20 protein-coding genes and 1 riboswitch are annotated in these 18,261 nt (G+C 66.8%); of the genes, 7 read left to right on the top strand and 13 right to left on the bottom strand.

What is annotated here, in order from left to right; all coding sequences use genetic code 11:
* Window positions 1-52 precede the first annotated feature (52 nt).
* Entirely contained in the window at window positions 53-559 is a 507-nt protein-coding gene (locus FB390_RS07980) for a nitroreductase/quinone reductase family protein (RefSeq protein ID WP_141808377.1), read from the top strand.
* 110 nt (window positions 560-669) lie between these two features.
* Here the strand turns inward: FB390_RS07980 and fgd are convergent, their stop codons facing one another.
* Window positions 670-1,680 (bottom strand): glucose-6-phosphate dehydrogenase (coenzyme-F420), encoded by a 1,011-nt coding sequence (gene fgd, locus FB390_RS07975; protein WP_141808376.1) that lies wholly within the window; start codon window positions 1,678-1,680, stop codon window positions 670-672.
* Window positions 1,681-1,882: 202 nt separating this feature from the next.
* Here fgd and FB390_RS07970 point away from each other — a divergent pair, with 202 nt between their 5' ends.
* Complete coding sequence (locus tag FB390_RS07970; protein WP_185757219.1) at window positions 1,883-2,638, top strand: HAD-IIA family hydrolase; 756 nt, start codon at window positions 1,883-1,885, stop codon at window positions 2,636-2,638.
* A 223-nt stretch (window positions 2,639-2,861) separates the two neighbouring features.
* On the opposite strand, the gene FB390_RS07965 is transcribed toward FB390_RS07970, so the two are convergent.
* The 4 genes from FB390_RS07965 to FB390_RS07950 all read right to left on the bottom strand — a co-directional run bounded on the left by FB390_RS07965 (window position 2,862) and on the right by FB390_RS07950 (window position 5,111).
* A complete protein-coding gene (locus FB390_RS07965) occupies window positions 2,862-3,317 on the bottom strand; it encodes a MarR family winged helix-turn-helix transcriptional regulator (protein WP_141808374.1) in 456 nt (151 codons plus the stop codon).
* Entirely contained in the window at window positions 3,314-3,949 is a 636-nt protein-coding gene (locus FB390_RS07960) for a type 1 glutamine amidotransferase family protein (RefSeq protein ID WP_141808373.1), read from the bottom strand. Before FB390_RS07960 ends, FB390_RS07965 begins: the two co-directional genes overlap by 4 nt.
* A 60-nt stretch (window positions 3,950-4,009) precedes the next feature.
* Entirely contained in the window at window positions 4,010-4,459 is a 450-nt protein-coding gene (locus tag FB390_RS07955; protein WP_141808372.1) for an RpiB/LacA/LacB family sugar-phosphate isomerase, read from the bottom strand.
* Between the two features lie 328 nt (window positions 4,460-4,787).
* Window positions 4,788-5,111 (bottom strand): hypothetical protein, encoded by a 324-nt coding sequence (locus FB390_RS07950; RefSeq protein WP_141808371.1) that lies wholly within the window; start codon window positions 5,109-5,111, stop codon window positions 4,788-4,790.
* 600 nt (window positions 5,112-5,711) lie between these two features.
* Here FB390_RS07950 and FB390_RS07945 point away from each other — a divergent pair.
* Both FB390_RS07945 and FB390_RS07940 read left to right on the top strand, forming a co-directional pair.
* Entirely contained in the window at window positions 5,712-6,269 is a 558-nt protein-coding gene (locus FB390_RS07945; RefSeq protein WP_141808370.1) for a sigma-70 family RNA polymerase sigma factor, read from the top strand.
* Window positions 6,269-7,348: a hypothetical protein gene (locus FB390_RS07940; protein ID WP_141808369.1), complete on the top strand. Its 1,080-nt coding sequence runs from the start codon at window positions 6,269-6,271 to the stop codon at window positions 7,346-7,348. Before FB390_RS07945 ends, FB390_RS07940 begins: the two co-directional genes overlap by 1 nt.
* Window positions 7,349-7,673: 325 nt before the next feature.
* Here FB390_RS07940 and FB390_RS07935 read toward each other — a convergent pair whose 3' ends face one another.
* From FB390_RS07935 to FB390_RS07910, 6 genes are all read right to left on the bottom strand, one after another.
* The gene (locus FB390_RS07935; RefSeq protein ID WP_141808368.1) at window positions 7,674-8,063 is read right to left on the bottom strand and encodes a hypothetical protein; all 390 of its coding nucleotides are present in this window, start codon (window positions 8,061-8,063) and stop codon (window positions 7,674-7,676) included.
* Between the two features lie 468 nt (window positions 8,064-8,531).
* Window positions 8,532-8,963, bottom strand: a complete 432-nt coding sequence (locus FB390_RS07930) for a DoxX family protein (protein WP_141808367.1) — start codon at window positions 8,961-8,963, stop codon at window positions 8,532-8,534.
* 525 nt (window positions 8,964-9,488) lie between these two features.
* Window positions 9,489-10,127, bottom strand: coding sequence for a class I SAM-dependent methyltransferase (locus tag FB390_RS07925; RefSeq protein ID WP_141808366.1), 639 nt, complete (start codon window positions 10,125-10,127; stop codon window positions 9,489-9,491).
* 50 nt (window positions 10,128-10,177) lie between these two features.
* A complete protein-coding gene (locus FB390_RS07920; protein WP_246123912.1) occupies window positions 10,178-11,515 on the bottom strand; it encodes a glycosyltransferase 87 family protein in 1,338 nt (445 codons plus the stop codon).
* Window positions 11,516-11,617: 102 nt separating this feature from the next.
* Window positions 11,618-12,487 carry an amidohydrolase family protein gene (locus tag FB390_RS07915; protein ID WP_141808365.1) on the bottom strand — a complete coding sequence of 290 codons (870 nt, stop codon included), beginning with the start codon at window positions 12,485-12,487 and terminating at the stop codon, window positions 11,618-11,620.
* Between the two features lie 103 nt (window positions 12,488-12,590).
* Complete coding sequence (locus tag FB390_RS07910; protein ID WP_141808364.1) at window positions 12,591-13,982, bottom strand: FAD-dependent oxidoreductase; 1,392 nt, start codon at window positions 13,980-13,982, stop codon at window positions 12,591-12,593.
* Window positions 13,983-14,347: 365 nt separating this feature from the next.
* Between FB390_RS07910 and FB390_RS07905 the strand changes: the two genes are divergently transcribed.
* The 3 genes from FB390_RS07905 to FB390_RS07895 all read left to right on the top strand — a co-directional run bounded on the left by FB390_RS07905 (window position 14,348) and on the right by FB390_RS07895 (window position 16,591).
* Window positions 14,348-14,797, top strand: a complete 450-nt coding sequence (locus FB390_RS07905; protein WP_141808363.1) for an Rv0361 family membrane protein — start codon at window positions 14,348-14,350, stop codon at window positions 14,795-14,797.
* A gap of 35 nt (window positions 14,798-14,832) precedes the next feature.
* A riboswitch (SAM riboswitch) is annotated at window positions 14,833-14,948 on the top strand.
* 15 nt (window positions 14,949-14,963) lie between these two features.
* A complete protein-coding gene (locus FB390_RS07900) occupies window positions 14,964-15,380 on the top strand; it encodes a rhodanese-like domain-containing protein (protein WP_141808362.1) in 417 nt (138 codons plus the stop codon).
* Window positions 15,377-16,591, top strand: coding sequence for an O-succinylhomoserine sulfhydrylase (locus FB390_RS07895; protein WP_141808361.1), 1,215 nt, complete (start codon window positions 15,377-15,379; stop codon window positions 16,589-16,591). The genes FB390_RS07900 and FB390_RS07895 overlap by 4 nt, the downstream gene beginning before the upstream one ends.
* Window positions 16,592-16,644: 53 nt before the next feature.
* On the opposite strand, the gene FB390_RS34130 is transcribed toward FB390_RS07895, so the two are convergent.
* Both FB390_RS34130 and FB390_RS07885 read right to left on the bottom strand, forming a co-directional pair.
* Window positions 16,645-17,169 carry a hypothetical protein gene (locus tag FB390_RS34130; RefSeq protein ID WP_246123911.1) on the bottom strand — a complete coding sequence of 175 codons (525 nt, stop codon included), beginning with the start codon at window positions 17,167-17,169 and terminating at the stop codon, window positions 16,645-16,647.
* Window positions 17,170-17,744: 575 nt separating this feature from the next.
* Complete coding sequence (locus FB390_RS07885; protein WP_141808360.1) at window positions 17,745-18,227, bottom strand: DUF456 domain-containing protein; 483 nt, start codon at window positions 18,225-18,227, stop codon at window positions 17,745-17,747.
* Between the last annotated feature and the right edge of the window lie 34 nt (window positions 18,228-18,261).

Genomic DNA, 18,261 nt, shown 5'->3' with positions numbered 1-18,261 from the left:
GCAAATATTCGGGAAATCACTTTCGGCGCCGACCTCGCCTATATTCCGGCGTATGACGACGCAGTTCCCGGACCGGCAGTGGGGTTCGCGCACCAATCTTCTGTCCCGCGTGGCGAACAAGTTCGCCGCGACCAAGCCGGGATCGTGGGTGATCCGCAAGATCACGCCGCTGGATCGCCGAGTGCTCGAGCGCACCGACGCCAAGTACACGATCCTCGGACCGATCGGCGCACCCGTGATCCTGCTGACCACCACCGGCCGCAAATCGGGTCAGCCGCGCACTCAGCCGCTGCTGTACGTGCACGACGGCGACACGCTGTACGTCATCGGCAGCAACTTCGGCCAATCGCACCACCCGGCCTGGACGGCCAATCTGCTCGCCGACCCGAACGCGACCGTCGCCATCGCGGGCGAGCGCATCCGGGTCACCGCGACGCCGGTCGAAGGCGCGGCCAAGGAGCCGATCTTCCAGCGTTTCGTCGAGGTGACCGGCGCGTACGCCGCCTATCGCGACCGCACCACCCGCGATCTGCGAATTTTCGCGCTGACCCGCGCCTGATCCGACCGGACGAGGCTGGCCTCGCACCTGTGCGGGCTAGCCGACCGGCCAGCGTGTGAGACGCCGGGCCGCCGAGTCGGGGCTCGGGTTCAGGCGAGAGCCAGGGCGAACTAGCCGAGCTTGCGGAGGCGGGGTGCGAGGTCGCGCTGGAAGAGGTCGAGGAAGCGGCGCTGGTCGTGGCCGGGGGCGTGGAAGACCAGGTGGTTGAGGCCCGCGTCGAGGTAGGGCTGGATCTGGGCGACGGCCTCGTCCGGGTCGCTCGCGACGATCCAGCGCTTGGCGATCTGCTCGATGGGCAGCGCGTCGGCGGCGGCTTCCATCTCGATCGGGTCGGTGATGCTGTGCTTCTGCTCGGCGGTCAGCGAGAGCGGGGCCCAGAAGCGCGTGTTCTCCCGCGCCAGTTCGGGATCGGTGTCGTAGGAGATCTTGATCTCGATCATCCTGTCGATGTCCTCGACGGTGCGTCCGACCTTCGCGGCGCCCTCGGCGACGGCGGGCATCAGCTTCTCGGTGTAGAGGTCCATGCCCTTGCCTGAGGTGCAGATGAAACCGTCGCCCGCGCGTCCCGCGTACCGCGCGACCAGCGGGCCGCCCGCGGCGATGTAGATCGGGATGCCGCCCTCGGGCACGTCGTAGATGGAGGCGCCGACGGTCCGGTAGTACTCGCCGTCGTAGTCGACGCGGTCACCGGTCCACAGCGCGCGCATCAGATCCACCGACTCGCGCAGGCGCGCGAAACGCTCCTTGAATTCCGGCCATTCGCCGGTGTAGCCGGTGGCGATCTCGTTGAGCGCCTCGCCGGTGCCGACGCCGAGCATGACGCGGTTCGGGTACAGGCAGCCCATGGTCGCGAAGGCCTGCGCGATCACGGCGGGGTTGTACCGGAAGGTCGGGGTGAGCACCGAGGTGCCGAGCTGGATGCGCTTGGTGCGCTCGCCGACGGCGGCCATCCAGGCCAGCGAGAACGGCGCGTGCCCACCCTTGTGCCGCCACGGCTGGAAGTGGTCGCTCACCGAGGCGCTGTCCAAGCCGTGCTCCTCGGCGAGCACCGCGATCTCCACCAGCTCGCGCGGCCCGAACTGCTCCGCGGACGCCTTGTACCCGAGCTTCAGATCACCCATGTGCGCCACTCCTGTCGCTTCGCTGTGCCGGTGCGGCCTTCCGCACCCCGTTCTCGCACGGCCTGCTTCGACCATAGTCACGGTGTCGCACGAGTGTGTGACCGGCCGCATCTGCGCCGAGTCCGATGCCCCGCGCGCGGAGATAACCGACAATTGTCTGGTGAACGCAGACAACGAGCCGATCCTGTCCTACCTGACCGATATGGACGGGGTGTTGGTGAGCGAGGAGCACCTGGTGCCCGGCGCCGACCAGTTCCTCGCCGAACTGCGTGCCAACGAAACGCCGTTCCTCGTGCTCACCAACAACTCGATCCGCACACCCCGCGATCTCCAGGCGCGGCTGCGCAAGACCGGGCTCGACATCCCGGAGGAGGCCATCTGGACCTCCGCCCTGGCCACCGCGACCTTCCTCGACGATCAGCGCCCGAACGGAACCGCTTACGTGGTCGGCGAATCCGGGCTCACCACCGCGCTGCACGAGATCGGGTACGTGCTGACCGACAGCGACCCCGACTACGTCGTGCTCGGTGAGACCCGCACCTACTCCTTCGAGGCCATCACCACCGCCATCCGGCTGGTCGAACGCGGCGCCCGCTTCATCGCCACCAACCCGGACGCCACTGGCCCGTCCCGCGAGGGCGTGCTGCCCGCCACCGGCTCGGTCGCCGCTTTGATCACCCGCGCGACCGGCCGCGAGCCGTATTACGTCGGCAAGCCCAACCCGCTGATGATGCGTTCGGCGTTGCGGCGCATCGGCGCGCACTCGCAGTCCACCGTGATGATCGGCGATCGCATGGACACCGATGTGATCTCCGGTTTGGAGGCGGGGATGCGCACCATCCTGGTGACCAGCGGTATTTCGACACGGGCGTCGGTCGAGCAGTACCCGTACCGGCCGACCAGCGTCATCGATTCGGTCGCGGATTTGGTGGGGCGCACCGACAAGCCGTTCGACTGAGCGGTCGGCGCGCTGTGTCCGCGCGAGTCGACCGGTCGTGCCGGGGAATCGGCACCAGCCAGCCTTCGTCGAGCGATCGCGTGGACTGCCGGGTCCGCGCTTCGGCCGTGGACCTCGGCGGCGCAGTGGTCGCGATGCGCCAAGGACTCGTAACCGTTTGCCTCCGGTGATTTGCGTCGACTGCGCCGGGTTCGGCCGGGCTTGCGCCGGGAATCCGTGACCGCTAGTCCTCGCGCTCGGTGATCGCGTCGACCGCGGCGGACAGCCGGGTCAGCGCCTCGACGATGCGGGCGAATTCGTCGGCGCCGAGTTCGGTGGCGAGTCGGTCGGCGATCACCGCGTGCCGGGGGTTGATGCGCCGGACGGCCGCGTGGCCTTCCTCGGTGACGGCGACCAGCTTGGCGCGGCGGTGCGCGGGGTTCGGGCGGTATTCGGCGAGTCCCTTGTCCACCAACAGGTCCGCGATGCGCTGCACGCTCTGGCGGGTGATGCCCATGGCGCGCGCGATGCCGGCGACGGGCAGCGGCTCGCGCAGCACCGCGCCGAGCACCTGCCACCACGCCGCGGTCAGCCCCGCGGGTTTGGCCAGTTCCTCGGCGATGGCGAGGAACTGGCCGTTGAGCCGGAACGAGGTGATCGCGGCGATGCTGAACAGCTCCTGCTCCGGTGTTTCCGTCATGCTCCCGATGCCGCCTTGTCGTAGGCGTCGAGCTCCGCGTAGGCCGCCGGATCGCTGTGCGCGAAGAGCCGGTACCAGGCGTCGAGGATGTGCGGTTCGTAGACGCCGAGCAGGCCGAGCACCTCGCGGGCGAACTCGAACGGCGCTGTCGCCGAGGCCGTGACGACGTTGCCGTCGGTCACCGCGGGCTGCTCCACGTAGCGGTCCGCGCCCGCGTAGCCGCTGTAGACGAGGAACTCCGCGACGTTGCTGGTGTGCGCTTTGTCGTCCAGCAGGCCCTCCTTGGCCAGGCCGAATGTCGCGCCGCAGATGGCCGCGACCGGGACGCCCGCATCGAGGAATGCGCGCGCCTTGCGGGCGAACGGGGCGAGTTCACCGGTCATCCAGGTGTCCGCGCCCGGCAGGATCAGCATCGCACTCTCGGCGGGCGACAGCTCGTCCAGCGCGAGGTCGGGCGTGATACGCATGCCGCCCTTGGTGGTGATCGGTTCCCTGGTGAGTCCGACCGTCCTGACCTGGAAAGAGCCGGGCGCGACCTGCCAGGCCGGGTTGTTGATGTGCGCGGTGGCGGCTCCGACCTCCCAGTCGGCCAGCGTGTCGTAGATCGCGGTGTGCACTGTCTTCGTTGTCATGACAGTATGCTGTCATGTTTGACAGCATACTGTCAATAGATTGGCTTCCAACCCTGCGGCTCAGTGCCCCCGCTCGATCTTGGCCAGATGCGCGATATTGGCGCGGTCGGCAGCGTCCGCGCTCGGCTCGCCCGCGAACCAGGCGTCGAGGATCTCCGTGAGCTCGGCCGCCGAGGTCGAACGCAGGCTCAGCGCAAGCACATTCGCGTCGTTCCACTTGCGCGCACCCGCCGCCGTCACGGCGTCACCACACAGCGCGGCCCGAATCCCGGCCACCTTGTTGGCCGCGATGGACGCGCCGGTACCGGTCCAGCAGCACACGATCGCCTGATCGGCGCGCCCCTCCGCGACGTCACGCGCCGCGGCCTCGCTGGCCCAAGCCCAATCGTCCCGCTCGGCCTCCGACAGCGCGCCGTGCGTCAGCACACCGTCGAACCCGCGCTTCCTCAGCTCCGCGACCAGTTCTTTCGCCACGCCAACGCACTCGTCCGCCGCCACCGAGATCCGCATGCCACCACGATAGGGCGCTGCGCGCTTCCGGTCCCGGATCGAACACGAGATCGTGCCGCAATCGAGCCACCCCGTCACCGGCTGCCGGGGCGATGGGCCGGGTCGACGCAATCTCGGCACCAACGCGCATCCGCACGGTCGGTCCTACCTCGGAAGCAGGAGCCTCCGCTCCCGCCATCGTCACCGCGAACGCCTCCTCGCCGTCGCCGCGCGCCATGTCGACCTTCCCCGTCACTGAAGTTGCCTGATAACCCGAAAACGAACGGACTGTGCCGGACGGCGTCCGGCCGACTATCTACACCCCCCCAAGGTGATGCTGCAGACGCAGTCAGGAGGTGAACAGCGCGACTATTCCAACGACCAGCGCAATGCCACCGCCCCACATGAACGACGAGTTCGCCGCCACGTATCCCGCCACCAGTGAGATGCCGCCTCCGACAATGAGAACCATCCCGATATAGGGTGCCGCCTCTTCCAGGAGCGCAAGAATTGAGAAGACCAGAAACAGGACAACAGGTATCAAGGCCAGGCCGAGGAGTACAACACCGACGGTGGCAATGCGATCACCCACGTCGCTGGCCGCCAAAATCTCGAAGTGCATTGGGAGTCCCCTATCTGTGAAGATGCCCGTAGCGTCGACGACACCCAGCACATCGCAGATTCCGCACGCCGTGTGACATCCCGAGCTCAACCGACCGGAGCTTGATCGGCGTGGACTCGACGGATTCGAACCGCAGGAGGCCAACCGCCGCCTGGTCGACCTGACCGGCTGGTGCTGGATGGTCATGCGCGACGCCCGCGAGGCCTGGCGACAGCTGGACCACCGAGGACACCCAGGTATACCGCGCGACACGTTTTCCGGACACGCCAAAGAGGTTGGCGTGCTGCATATTCGTGGAGCTACTCCGCAGCTGGTGGAGTTGGGGCCAGTTGGGCTGCCCAAATAGATTTTTGGTTCATGGAGTTCACGCTGGACCGTCCGTGAGCCTCTATATATGTGGACGGCAAACTAAATGAGGAAGCAGGCCATGAGCCCGACCACTGCGTTGCTAGTGACATCGCTCGGAACCCACGTTCTGGTCTTCGGTGGGCTCTGGCTACGTCTACATGCCCGTGCAGAACAACAGCGTGGGCACCGGCGGTACTTGATCGGGCTCGCCCGCGTGTTGCCCTGCGGTAGTCGAGTGGATGACATACACGGTGACGGCCGCCGCACCCGCCTGATCATCGGTCCCGAGCCGGAGCCGCGCTCATGACCGATGGCCACGACAATCCGAGCGGGCAACTCCAGCCCGCCGCCACGTCCCGACCCGTCTACGGTCCGCTCGAGTTGGAGGCCTTGGCCTTCAGCGACTTCTACCGAAAAACCCTGCCTCAGCTAGTGGTCTTTCTGGAACAGCACGGGGCTCGCCGAGCTGATGCCGCTGAAATTGCGCAGGAAACAATGGAGAAAGCCTGGCGGAAGTGGTCCACCATCGATCGCCCCCGATCATGGGTATTCACTGTCGGCGGCCGTGAACTCACGCGGCGAATCAGCAGACTGGAGGAAGACCCGGTCGCGGAAGTGTCCGATCGAAGCGCCCTACTGATCGGTCATCTCGAATACGACGCTGCGGAACGCCGCCTCGACTTCTTGCAAGCGCTGGTAAGACTGCCCCCTCGGCAGCGGCAGGTCATGGCTTGGAGCTTTGCTGAGCACACGCCGATTCAGATCGCCGAGATCCTCCAGATCAGTCCGGAGGCTGTCCGGGCCAATCTGATGAAGGCGCGTCGGACCATCGCGACCGACCTGGATGCGAGCGAGGAATGATGACTGATCCCGTCGGCGACCAGAACCCCGCTCTCGATCGCTGGCTCGCTGAACAGCACAAGGCGCTGATCGAGGACGTGACTGCCTCCCTCGACATCGAGGCTGGTCTGCGCGAGATCTTGATTCCGGTGCGGCATGACGCCTACGTAGCCAAGGTTCGCGCAGAACTCAACATCGAAGCTGGACTCGCAGCGATCCTCTCCCCATCCTCCACCGAACCACGCCACCAAACCGGTACTGCGAGCACAGCTCAGAGCGCGAGTGGGAAGCGAGCTCTCGGGGAGAGCAAAACCCCGGCTGAAGCAACTGCCCCAGGCGAAGTCACCACCCCGGCTAAGAGACTCGACCGCGATGAGGAGCCAGACTTCAGCGAGGTAGTCGACTTGAGCGCAGTAGAGGTTCGAGAACCAGGGCGCTTCCAATCCTGGCAGTCTGTCAGCCCTGATATCCGATGGGTGACCAGAACGCTGGTCTATCGCGGACTGAACGATGCCTGCGAAGCCGCGTGCTACCTCAAAGAGAAGGTTCTTGATGAACCTGTCAGCCTGCGGCCCGCGATCGTCCTGGAGTTCGACAAGTGGCTTGTCATACCCGAAGCGCTCAAGCGCGCATCCAAAAGCCAGAACACCATCGCCACGACGATCCCGCCATGGCATTCAGATGAAATCTCCTCCATCGAGAAGATGCTCACCTACCTAGAGGACCTCGCCGACTTCGCCGAGCACGTTTCGAAGTTGGCGAAGCGACTCCGCGATATGGTCGGTATCAGCACCAACGCCATGGGGCCGGTGGCCTCGCCATCCGTCGCTGCGCGCACTACAGCTCTCATGAGCCACGTATCTCTGGCGACCAGGGAACTCGCGAATCAGGTGATCCGAGTCAGCAGAGTCTTCAACGACTTCATGGGCGCGAACCTCGTCGACCTGGAGATCGGTACGGAGGAGTTGGACGGAATCCGTTGGTCATTGGAAACCCGATGGCCCCCACACCGGCAGGCGGAAATCGAACTCGATTCTGTCCCGGTCGGCCCCGGCATCTACGAAGTCAAGAAGGGGCTGCGCCATCCCACCTCGGTGTAGCGCTGCTTCGCCTCTCGCAGTCCGAAGTCATAAGACTCGGGAGGTTCGACGTCGTTAACCTGGGTGGGCGTGCGGACGGCTCCTTTCGGCGTACTAGTCGATGTGGCAGCCGTGGCGCCTGCGCTCAGACCAATGGCCGCGGCTCTGTGTCTGGGAATCCACCAGATCGATGCGCATCACGATGGTTAGTCGGTCAGCTGAATCGACTTGGTGGGCACCTCGTCTCAGAGGGCAAGAACCTTGTTGCTGGTGTCCAGGACTGCTCGTCGGACGGTGTTGCGGCTCTGGAAAGCTCGACTGCGGTGGAAGTACGTGGCTTCCGAAGTTACTTGGGTGCGTATAGCTCGGGCTCGAACAGGGCCTCGGCTCCCGAGCGGGTGAAGAGTTTCCGTTGCAGCGAACGGAGGATCGTGATCGCTTCGGCGTCGCGCATCGGGCTGACCAGATGGAACTCGACACCCGCGCCGAAAAGGTCGCTGCCGAACGCCAATTCGCTGAGGAAAAGCACTCTGGCAGTTTCGATGTCGGTCAGCGTCGCGTGGCTGCTGACGGCGCGTCGAAGCCTGCCAACTTCCTCGTTGAACTGGCTACGGTCGGCGAAGCCCAGTGCACGCACCGGGATCGGCGCGCTGTTGGATACTCCGGTCCAGCTCGCCAGCGCCGCGTCCACAAAGTCGTGTTCCCTGGGCGTTAGCTTCGACATATCGAATTCCAACGGTGTATCTCCTGATGTAGTCCTCGATTACCGCCAGGGTTTCCGGGCGGCGTACCTCCGGGCCGCCCGAGACCCCGTGGAGGTCCAAGTGATGGATTCTCGTCTGATTGGTGAGGCGGATGAACTCGTCCAGTGGTTCTGGTCGATAGACGGTGCATGATCATCGGAGCTGGGCGCGATGATGACGATGAATCCGCCGTATCTCATCATGACCGGGCCGCCCTTGTAGTCGCTAGGTGCCTGCCTCGGAACCCCAGTCCTCGACCCCGGTGACGCCGTGATCGGTGCGCGGGCTCGTGAGTCGTTTACGCCCGGAGGCGACGGCGGCCACCTGGTGCGGCGCCGGGGCGTCGCGGGCCAGGTGGCCGCTGGATCGATCGCCGCCAACCCGACGGGCGATCGATCAGGGAACGCGCGAGCGGCGATCGGTGGGTGGGCCACCGATCGCCGGTCGTGCTCAGGGAGTTTTCATCGCGACAGCGAGTTGCGCAGGTCGGTGAGGGTGGTGCGGCGCTCGTGGGCGATCCGGGCGAAGATCGCGGCGAGGACCAGGGGGAAGATCGCCATCGAGGGCTTGTCGGCGATGAAGGCCTGGGTCGCGGCGGCGAGCACGGTGAGAACCGACAGGCCCGCGGCGGCGAGGGCGCTGAGGCGGGGCACCATCAGGCCGATTCCGCCGGCGACCTCGGCGAGGCCGATGAAGATGAGCAGACCGAGGGGGATGGTCAGATTCTCGGGGGCGTTCTCCGCCAGGGTGTTCGGTATCACGAGCTTGGGTCCGCCGGAGGCGATGATGAAGAACAGGCCGAGCAGGATCTGCAGGGTCCACAGGACGCGGTTGCGGATCTTGCCGGGACGGTAGGTGAGGTGGTTGGCGAACGTGGCGGTGGCGGTGGTCATCTCTGGTCCTTCGGGTCGGTCGCGCCGGGTTGGTAGCGCGTTCAACCAATAGGACGGAGCACCGTCGGAGGATTCATCGCTGTCCGTGAAAGTTTTTCGGACGGGTCCGGCGGGAGTGATGGCGTCACTCGAGCGAACGCGCTCGGACTGGTCATCACAAGGACGCCGCCGACGGTGCGGGAGAGGCCTTCGATTCCAAGGTCGACGCTCTACCGCCGGTTGCGGACCAGTCCGAAACTCCCTCCAAAGATTGGGTGGTGCGTGTTCCTCCCCGAGAACGGCCTCGGCCGTCGGCACACGCACCACTCGCTATTCGGAGCCGGAGGCGAACTGGACGGGTCGTGGATGTCGGTGCCCATGTCCGAGCCTGAGACAAACCTGTATCCGCCGAAGCAGCCCGAGACCGCAGACCATCCGCTGCAGCCGCAACAGGGTCCAAAGGCGGTGGCGCCGTTCGACATCGCGGCCCGAGTGCTGGCATTGGCGCTGGCGTCGCAATCCGCCTGGCCGCCCCCGAACGAAGGGTCACCGGCGTTCACAGACCAGCAGGTGAAATCCGATGCGGCCGTCGCTGATACGGCGATCCTCCCGCACGACCAAACCAGCGTCGGCCAGCTGCTCGGTGATCTCCGCGATCGGCCGCAGCCGAAAGCGGTTCTCGGTGAACGGCATCCGCGCCATGTCGGCGGGATCGCCGATGCCGAGCACGACTCGCCCAGATGGGCGCAGCACTCGCGCCAGCTCGGCGAAGGCCGGGGCGAGGTCGTCGATGAAGTAGACGGTGTTGGTGCTGATCACCGCATCGAGAGATCCAGCGGGCAAGGGTAATTCGTGCATCGCGGCGGTGTGCAGCACGAGCCGTCCGTCGGCGATCTCGGACCGGAACCGCTTGGCCGCCTCGTCGATCATGGTCGGCGCGATCTCCACGCCGTGCACGACGCCCGTCGCGCCGACCGACGCCAGCAGCTTGTCGAGCCCGATCCCGCCGCCGAAGCCGATATCGGCCACCGTCGCGCCCGGAGCCGCTTCGGCGGCCGCTACCGCCGCGGTCACGGTGGCGTAGTTGCCGCGGTTGAGAATCCGGCCGACCACGCGTCCGGCTATCCCGTGCGGTCGTCCCAACTGCGAGGCGACTGAATCCCACAAACGATCTGCAATCCGCATGCCGACCATCATCGCCCCCGTCGAAGCGCGGCGGGCCGGCACAGCCGAGATCAGCAGCGAACGGATACGCAGTCCAGTTCTGGATCCTTTCGGTCCGAAACCGTCACATGCACGCAGCTGCTCTGGTCGCGGCGGCGGACCAGCACCGCGATCGCGCCGAGCGCCACCAGGTACGCGATCACATACATGTTCATGAGCACCGGCGCGATCGGCCACGACGGCGGCAGCAGGAAAACGCCCACGCTGACCCAGGTTTCGCTCCAGTGGTAGGTCCAGCCGCCGATCGAGACGTAGAGGACCGCGGCGGCGAACCACCAGCGCGGGTTGGACTGTGCCCGATGCACGAGGTAGACGAGCAACGGAACGAACCACACCCAGTGGTGCCCCCAGGAGAATGGCGAGACCACGCACGAGGTCAGGCCCGCGAGCGTGACCGACAGGAGCCGTTCACCGTGCCGATGCAGCGCGGTCGCGAGAACCAGTCCGGCGGCCAGCACGGGCAGCGCGAGCAGCAGCCACAGCCACAGCGGCGCGGGACCGTGCAGCAGGTGGGCGAGGACCCCGCGCAGGGATTGGTTGGCTGGGTGGGTGTCCGGCGCGATGCGCTCGGACTGGAAGAACGTCGAGGTCCAGTACTGGCGGGAATCGGCGGGTAGCACGAGCCAGGTCAGGACGACGGAGCCGAGGAAGGCCAACGCCGCCGTGGCCGCCGAGCGCCACTGCCGCAACGCGAGCAGCTGGACGATGAAGTACAGCGGCACGAGCTTGATGCCCGCCGCGATGCCGACACCGAGGCCCCGTAGCTTGGCGTGCTCGTCACGCGAGAACACCCAGAGCACCAGCAACATCAGAATGAGGTTGATCTGCCCGTAGAACAGCGTGGTGCGGACCGGTTCGATGAAGGCGCAGGTGAGTGCGATCAGGGCGCTCGCCGTCGCCAGCCGCGCGTTCCATCGGTAGCCGAGCAGCCGCCAGCTCATCATGACGCAGCCGAACAGGACGCCGAGGTTCAGCGTCAGCCAGGTCGGGCTGAGGAATTCCCAGGGTATGAGGTTGGTCGGCAGGAAGACGATCGCCGAGAACGGCGTGTAGGTGTACAGCAGCCCGCGCAGGGTGGGTTCGGAGTAGAGCGGCTGGTCGTGCAGGATGCGCCAAGCGCCGTCGCGATAGACGTGCACGTCGAGCCCGCCGACCAGAATGCCCGCCTTGTCCAGCCACGGATCGACGGTGGTGAAGAGCAGCGTCACCGCGGTGATCGCGCAGGCGAGCAGGAGGAGAAGAGTCGCGTTGCTCCGCGGGAACTCCAGGGGCGGCGCGCTCGGGGTACGTTCTGTTCGCCGCGACGGGAAGTACCTACCGAGTCGCAGCCACTCGTTGCCAAACCTCATCGACCTCGACGATATCGGCTCGTCGGCTCGATGGTGTCGGCGGATGCGGACGCACTTGCGCCGCAGCGCAATTCGACGCGCGGCTTTATCCGGAGCTACAACTCACTCGATCGCCCGGAACGGAATGGTGTCCGCCGGTGCGGCTTTCGGCAGTTCGTCGCGGCGCAGCGGCAACGTCGGCTGCTCGGTGCGGTGCAACGGCAACGTCGGGGCGGGATCCTCCTCCGCGCGCTCCCTGGCGGGGAGCCGGTAGAAGGCGCGGGCGTTGTCCTCCAGGACCGCGTACATGTCGACGCCGACGACATCGCAGATCAGGTCGACGTCGGAGTCGCGGAAGGGGCGTCCGGCGCGGGTACCGGGCAGATCGGTGCCGAACATCAGCGCCTGTGGGTTCACGGCGTGGATGCGGCGCAAGGTGTCGGCGACGTTCATCGCGACCCGCCCGAATCCGGTCGCCTTCACCCGGGCGCCGCGGTCGACGAGGTCGAGCAGGAACGGCAGCCCCTCCTCGGACATCCCGAGATGATCGACCGACAGGGCGGGCAGCTTGGAGATCACCGGCTGCAAGGAGGCCAGCATCTGGCCGTCCATGTACAGCTCGACGTGCCAGCCCGCCAGCTCGTGGGCACGCAGGGCCTGCAACGTCATCTGGGTGATGTCGGCGGCGGCGCGCTTGAGGTTGAAGCGCAGCGCGCGCACGCCGACGCGGTCGAGTTCGAGGATCTCCTCGTCCGAGGCGTCCAGGTCGAGCCGGGTGACACCGACCCACCCTTCACCGAGCTCGGCGAGCGCCGCCTTCAGGTAGGTCTGATCGGTCCCCTGGAACGACGCGCTGACCACGGCGCCACCGCCGACATCGAAGCGGGACATGCGCTTTCGATAATCGGCGATGGTGTACGGGTCGGGCAGGTAGCCCTCGTTCTCGATCAGCGGAAACCGCGGATCGATGATGTGGACATGGGCATCGAACACTTGTACAGAATGCCTCGAGATCTCTTCGCTGTCGCATCCGCTCGCGGCTACCGGGCGGTCGGTAAAGCGAAAGAGGGGCGCTCGTCGGCGCCCCTCTTCGTGATCACACTTTGTGCGGCTCGCTGGCGCGGAGCATGTCCTCGCGCTCGACGACCTTGACCCGCTCGCGACCCTCGGGCTCGCCGAGCGCGCGCTCGTGCGCGTCCAGGCGGTACCAGCCCGCCCAGGTGGTGAACGGAATGCCCTTGCCCTCGAGGAACTCGGTGACGGCCTGCGGGTCCGGGTTCTCGGCCGGGGCGAAGCCGGGGGCGTCGTCGAGCAGGCAGGCGATGGTCTCGTTGGCGTCGCCCTTGGTGTGGCCGATGAGGCCGACCGGGCCGCGCTTGATCCAGCCGGTCACGTAGGTGGCGGGCATGTAGCGCGCCGGACCGTCGGCGTTCTCGTCGGCGATGACGCGGCCCGCCTCGTTGGGCACGGTGCCCGCCTGGTCGTCGAACGGCAGCTGGTTGATGTTCTGCGACAGGTAGCCGACGGCGCGGTAGACCGCCTGCACGTCCCAGTCCTTGAACACGCCGGTGCCCTTGACGTTGCCGGTGCCGTCGAGCTGGGTGCGCTCGGTGCGCAGACCGACGACCTTGCCGTTCTCGTCGCCGAGCACCTCGGCCGGGGACTCGAAGAAGTGCAGGAACAGCTTGTGCGGACGGTTGCCCTGGTCGCGGATGGCCCACTGCTCGAGAGTGTTGGCGACCATGTCGACCTGCTTGGAGTGCCGCCGCGCGGCCTCCGAGCCCTCGTCGTAGTCGATGTCCTCCGGATCCACGATGACCTCGATGGTCGGCGAATGATCCAGCTCGCGCAGCTCCAGCGGGGTGAACTTCGCCTGCGCCGGACCGCGCCGCCCGAACACGTGCACCTCGACGGCCTTGTTCTGCTTGAGGCCCTCGTAGACGTTCGGCGGGATCTCGGTCGGCAGCAGCTCGTCACCGGTCTTGGCCAGCACGCGCGCCACGTCCAGCGCCACGTTGCCCACACCGAGCACCGCGACCTTCTCCGCGTCCAGCGGCCACGAGCGCGACACGTCCGGGTGCCCGTCGTACCAGGACACGAAGTCCGCCGCACCGTAGGAGCCGTCCAGGTCGATGCCCGGGATCGGCAGCGCGCGGTCGGCGTTGGCGCCGGTGGAGAAGATCACCGCGTCGTAGAAGCGACGCAGGTCGTCCAGGGTGATGTCGGTGCCGTAGTCGATGTTGCCGAGCAGACGCACCTGCTCCTTGTCGAGCACCTTGTGCAGGGCGGTGATGATGCCCTTGATCCGCGGATGGTCCGGCGCGACGCCGTAGCGGATCAACCCGAACGGCGCGGGCATGCGCTCGTAGAGGTCGATGCTCACATCGGCATCGGACTTCATCAACGCGTCGGCGGCGTAGATCCCGGCCGGTCCTGCGCCCACGATCGCGATGCGGAGCGGGCGAGTCGCTGCACTCTGTTCGGTCATCTCTTACGCGCACCCTTATGGTCGAAACGTTCAATGGCGTCCGTCTTAGCTTAGGCTAAGTTGACGGACCGCTTGTTTGCACCCGGCGCCACGAGCTCTGGTGATGCTGGCTCGTGGCTCCCACGGTCCCCAGATCGCTACGACGGTGAACTGCCATATGGCTATGGCAGCAGGTCTCGGTCTCGCGATTCTATCGGTGCTGCCGGTTGTCGCCCGCGCCGGTGCGGTGAACTGGCTGTATGCCCGCCTTCGCGGGCTCGACGCCGGACGGGCCCGCTTCCCACGATAGCGGGGCGGAGCGCGCCGCTGTTCGGCGCGCGGGGGCCGGGCGTCGGATACCCCCGCCGACCAGGGATGATCGATCCATGACCGAGCAGAAGTCCCCCGACGAAGGCGAACCGATCGAGGTCGATCAGACCGACAAGCGCTCCATCGCGCCGTTCCTTGCCGCGGCCGTGCTGGCCGTCATCGTGCTGGTGGCCATCGCGCTCGGCGGCGTGCTCTCCCCCGCTGAGAAAAATGTCACAGAGGCGGAGAAGATCGCGGGCGCCGTCGGCAACTTCGTCGAGGGCGCCAACAACACCGATATGGTGCCGCCACCTGGTACCGGCTGCCCCGATTTCGACCCCGCCAAATCGCCGTTGGCCGGGCAGGAAGGCACCGGTAAGGCAATCGAACTCATAGCCGTCACCGATCAGACGCTCAACGGCGACCGGGCCAAGGCCACGGTGACCACCAAGGTCGACGGCAAGGAGTACACCGCGACCTGGAACCTCACCCGCACGGACGACAAATGGCTCGTCTGCAATGTTTGACACGGTGACCTCGGTGCAGGCAATCTCAGTCCCTAGGTCATGAGAACCAGCGCCAAGCCCCGGCTCAGCTGGTCGGCAACCCTCCTCCGCGGTGGGGTGCTCCGGGTGACGACCTGGCCGCGCACCGAAACAGGTGCGGCAAGTGCGGATTCACAGGAGGTTCGAGATGAGTTACGCCGGTGACATCACCCCGCAGCAGGCGTGGGAGGTGTTGCGCGACAACCCCGCCGCCGTCTTGGTCGACGTGCGCACCGAAGCGGAATGGCGCTTCGTCGGAGTGCCCGACACCAGTTCGATCGAGCGCCCCACCGTGCTGATCGAGTGGGTGGACGGCACCGGCGCGCCCAACCCGCAGTTCGCCGAGCAGCTGAGCAAGGCACTGGAGGGTCGCGACGCGGAGGCGCCCGTCGTCTTCTTGTGTCGCTCCGGCCAGCGCTCCGCGCACGCGGCGACCGTCGCCACCCGGCTCGGCATCGAGCCCTCCTACAACGTGATCGAGGGCTTCGAGGGCTCGCTCGACGCGGCCGGCCATCGCGGCGCCACCGGCTGGCGCGCCACCGGGCTGCCGTGGAGGCAGTCGTGATCACCGGCGGCGCGTTCGACAAGCCGCTGCCAGAGGGCGTCGGACCGGCCACCCTCGGCGTGCGCGGCGGCCTGCGCCGCTCCGGTTTCGAGGAGACCGCCGAGGCGCTGTATCTCACCTCCGGCTTCGTCTACGAGAGCGCGGAGGCGGCCGAAGCGGCGTTCACCGGCGAGGTGGAGCACTTCGTCTACTCCCGTTACGGCAACCCGACGGTCGCCATGTTCGAGGAGCGGATCCGGTTGCTCGACGGCGCGGAGGCGGCGTTCGCGACCGCCAGCGGCATGTCGGCGGTGTTCACGGCACTCGGCGCGCTGCTCGGCGCGGGCGATCGGCTGGTGGCCGCGCGCAGCCTGTTCGGCTCGTGCTTCGTGGTGTGCAACGAGATCCTGCCGCGCTGGGGCGTGGAAACGGTGTTCGTCGACGGTGAAGACCTCGACCAGTGGGAGCAGGCACTCTCGGTGCCGACCACGGCGGTGTTCTTCGAGACCCCGGCCAACCCGATGCAGACGCTCGTCGACGTGCGCCGGGTGACCGAGCTCGCGCACGCCGCAGGCGCGAAAGTGGTGCTGGACAACGTCTTCGCGACTCCGCTGTTGCAGAAGGGCTTCGAGCTCGGCGCCGACGTCATCGTCTACTCGGGCACCAAGCACATCGACGGCCAGGGCCGCGTCCTCGGCGGCGCCATCCTCGGCTCCCAGGAGTACATCGACGGTCCGGTGAAGACGCTCATGCGCCACACCGGCCCCGCGCTGAGCCCGTTCAACGCGTGGACCCTGCTCAAGGGCCTGGAGACGATGCCGCTGCGGGTGCGCCACAGCACCGAGTCCGCGCTGCGGATCGCGCGATACCTGGAGACCAACGAATCGGTCAGCTGGGTGAAATACCCGTTCCTGGAATCGCATCCGCAGTACGACCTGGCCCGCAGCCAGATGTCGGGCGGCGGAACCGTGGTCACCTTCGAGCTGAACGCACCGGCCGACGAAGCCAAGAAGCGCGCCTTCGAGGTGCTGAACCGGTTGCGTGTCGTCGACATCTCCAACAACCTCGGCGACTCCAAGACCCTGATCACCCACCCGGCCACGACGACCCACCGCGCCATGGGCCCGGAGGGTCGCGCCACCATCGGCCTCTCCGACGGGGTTGTCCGCATCTCCGTCGGCCTCGAGGACGTGGAAGATCTGCTCGCCGACCTCGATCACGCCCTTAGCTGAGTCCTCCCGCGCCCCGCACGGCGACGACAACGCTGCGCGGGGCGCGAGAACGGCTACGGCACGAAAACTTCCGCGGTCGCAGGGATGGAGGGGCGGTCGGTTCGCACGGTGAGCTGAACCCGTCCGGGGCCGGTGTCCGCGAGGACGATGGTCGGGCTGAGACGCTGCCCGGCGGGGACGAAGCGGCTGGCGCTGCCGCGCTGGCCGGTGTCCAGGTTGTGCCAGTCGACCACCGCGGTGACGTCGCAGGCGAGCAATTGCGGACCCCACGTGCCGATCGGAGAGAATCCCGGGATGAGGCGCACGACAACCGCGTGTGCCGCACCGGGAGCCTCGGCGTACTCGTAGAGCGGTCCGTCGAAGGCGGTGCCGCCGACCGAGAACATGCCGACGCACACACCGTTGCCGAGTGTGAAGACCGGAGCGAGGTTGAAACTGTTCTGCGCGCACGAGCGAGGCTCGACATTCGACCACCCGAGCTGACAGGGGCCGGGGTCGGCTTGGGCGGGCGCTGCGGCGACGGACAAGCCCGCGCCGAGGAGGGCGGCGGCAGCCAGGTAGTGCATCGTGCGCTTCATGCGTACTCCGTTCATTCGATGGACGGTGATCTACGAGCTGTGTTGCGATACCGGCGCTTTGATCCTGCCGGGGTTGTTCAGCGGCCGACCGACGGCCTCTATCGCGTCAGTCGGTCGAGCGACCAGGTCTGTTACCCACCTGGCTAGGGCATGGGTACCCGATTGTGGTGCGCCTCACCGTAGAACGCCTGCCAGGGCTCGAATTCGACTGTCGCAGCTATAAATCGCATCTCAGGCGAACGACGGTCGCCGGAGGTGCCCCTCTCTTTTGGGATGCGACCAGGTCACACGCCTCGCATACCCGCACGCAAGCGCCGCCAGGACTCCACCCTCGCACGCTCGCTGCGCCCACCGAGCGCGTCCATGGCCGATGATGCCGAGAATCACCCGGCGTCATCGGCCGGGCACTCATGGCCGGCGTCTTCGGCACTACTCCGCCAGTACTCTGTTGCGACGGCGTCCCTGCGCTCGAGCAGCAGGTCGGCGATGCTCGCCATAACTGGCGGAAAGCCTGCCTCGGCGGTTCGACGCAACCACGACTCCGCTTCGGCGGCCTCACCCGGCGAAGAGCCGAGCTACGCGACGAGGGCGCCGGTGATCCAGGTGGCGGTGGCCAAGAGGGCGCCGAAAAGTTCGATCAGCATGGAGAGGCCGACGCCCTTCAGGGCGTGTTTGGTTGCCTGCCAGGCGGGTTGGTTCTGGCCCAGGCGTTGGAGTTCGGAGAGGTAGACGCCGAGCACGAAGCCGACGAACAGGCCGACGACCGGGATGACGAAGAAGCCGACGATGCCGAGCACCGCGCCCAGGAACAGCGCGCGGTTGGAGACTCCCGCGTCCTTCATCTTGCGGCCGGGCCAGGTGTACTTGATGACCCCGGAGAGCACCAGGAAGACCGTGCTGATCGCGAAAACGGTCCACGCCGTCGCCCCGCCGGTAATGATCGCCCAGGCCAGGATTACGCCGAAGACCAGGATCACCCCGGGCAAGATCGGGATGATGATGCCGAGCAAGCCCACCAAGATCAGCAGGCCGATGAGGAGTTCGCCCCCGACGCTCACGCCGCGGTCCCCCGCTCCAGCGTGCGCGTGATGC

The organism is Nocardia bhagyanarayanae (assembly GCF_006716565.1).
Classification (GTDB): domain Bacteria; phylum Actinomycetota; class Actinomycetes; order Mycobacteriales; family Mycobacteriaceae; genus Nocardia; species Nocardia bhagyanarayanae.
Note: the sequence above shows the minus strand (reverse complement) of the source record. Positions and strands in the feature narration are given on the sequence as shown.